The organism is Rhodovulum sp. PH10, assembly GCF_000293785.1.
In the GTDB taxonomy this organism is placed as follows: domain Bacteria; phylum Pseudomonadota; class Alphaproteobacteria; order Rhizobiales; family Xanthobacteraceae; genus Rhodoplanes.
Map to the genome: position 1 here is coordinate 1 of NZ_AKZI01000127.1, position 1,625 is coordinate 1,625.

Sequence of the window (1,625 nt, forward strand, 5' to 3'; positions counted from 1 at the left end):
CGTGCTCGACACCATGGGCACCGTGCGGATGGTCGGCGAGGCGCTCGGCAACGGGCAGAGCGTCAAGGTCGTCAACCAGCATCTGTGCTCGGTCAATCTCGCCGCCGCCGCCGAGGCGCTGGCGCTGGCCGAGAGCCTGGGGCTCGACAAGGCGGCCGTGCTCGATCTCGTCGGGGGCGGCTCGGGCGGTTCGTGGATGCTGTCGGACCGCGGCCCGCGCATGCTGATGGGCACCGACGCACCGGTCACCAGCGCGATCGCCATCTTCGTCAAGGACAGCGGCCTGGTGTCGAGCGCCGCCGCCAGCTGCGGCGCCGATGTGCCCTTGCTCGAGGTCGCGAAAACCCGGTTCAATGCGGCCGCGGACGCCGGCCTGACCCTGCGCGACGACAGCCGCGTGATCGAAACCTATCGCAAGCAACAGTCGTGAGGCGCCACGAGTCTCGCCATCACCTCGGCGACCTTCAGCGATCGCTCGGAAGGTAGATCATCATGCAAGAGAATTCGTCGACCACGTCGGTTCCGCATCGCGACAACCCGATCAAGGTGTCGGTCGCGTCCATGATCGGATCGGCGGTGGAGAGCTACGACTTCTTCATTTACGGGACCGCAGCGGCCGCCTATTTCGGCCACGTCTTCTTCGACGCGCAGAACGAGATCGTCGGCGTGCTGGCGTCGTTCGCCACGCTGGCCGTCGGCTTTCTCATGCGGCCGCTCGGCGGCTATCTCGCCGGGCACTACGGCGACCGCATGGGCCGCAAGGCGGTGCTGTTCTGGTCGCTTTTGATCATGGGCCTCGCCACCGTCGCGATCGGCGCGCTGCCGACCCACGACCAGGCCGGCGTCGCCGCCCCGATCCTGCTGATCCTGCTGCGCATGATCCAGGGCGTCGGCTTCGGCGCCGAATGGGGCGGCGCGGTGTTGATGGCGTTCGAGCACGCGCCGCCGCGGCGGCGCGGGTTCTACGGCGCGGTGCCGCAGCTCGGCATCCCGTTCGGGCTACTGCTCGCCAACGGCTCGTTCCTCCTGTCGGCCGCGACGCTGGAGGGCGACTGGGTGTGGCGTGCGCCGTTCCTCGCCTCCTTCATCATGGTGGCAATCGGCATCTTCATCCGGATGAGCATCGCCGAATCGCCGGACTTCGAGCAGGCCAAGCAGAAGAACGAGATCATCGAGACGCCGGCGCTCGAGGTGATCCGCCGCGACTGGCGGCTGATCCTGCGCATCATCGGCCTGCGCTTCGCCGAGACCGGCGGCTACTACGTGACGACGAGCTTCATGCTCTCCTACGTCACGCTCGCTCACATCACCTCGACCAAGAACGTGCTGATCGGCACGCTGGTGGGATCGGCGATCGGCCTCGTCAGCCATCTGGTCTACGGCGCACTGAGCGACAGGATCGGCCGCAAGCCGGTGTTCCTGCTGGGCGCGGTGTTCACCATCGCCTTCGGCATCCCGATGTTCCTGATGATCAACACCGGTGCGGTGGTGATGGTGATCACGGCGGTGGCGCTGTCGCTCGTGTTCTCGCACGACCCGATCTTCGCGGTGGAGGCGAGCTGGTTCTCCGAGCAGTTCCCGACCAATGTGCGCTCCTCGGGCATCTCGCTCGGCTACAACGGCAC

At 67.0% G+C, this 1,625-nt stretch carries 2 protein-coding genes; both read left to right on the top strand.

The features are described 5' to 3' along the window. Nucleotides 1–430 (top strand): NAD-binding protein (locus A33M_RS18545; RefSeq protein ID WP_040621694.1); only part of this gene is annotated, 430 nt, incomplete at its 5' end. 62 nt (nucleotides 431–492) lie between these two features. Then, nucleotides 493–1,625: MFS transporter (locus A33M_RS18550; RefSeq protein ID WP_040621696.1), on the top strand; the 1,133-nt coding region annotated here is incomplete at its 3' end.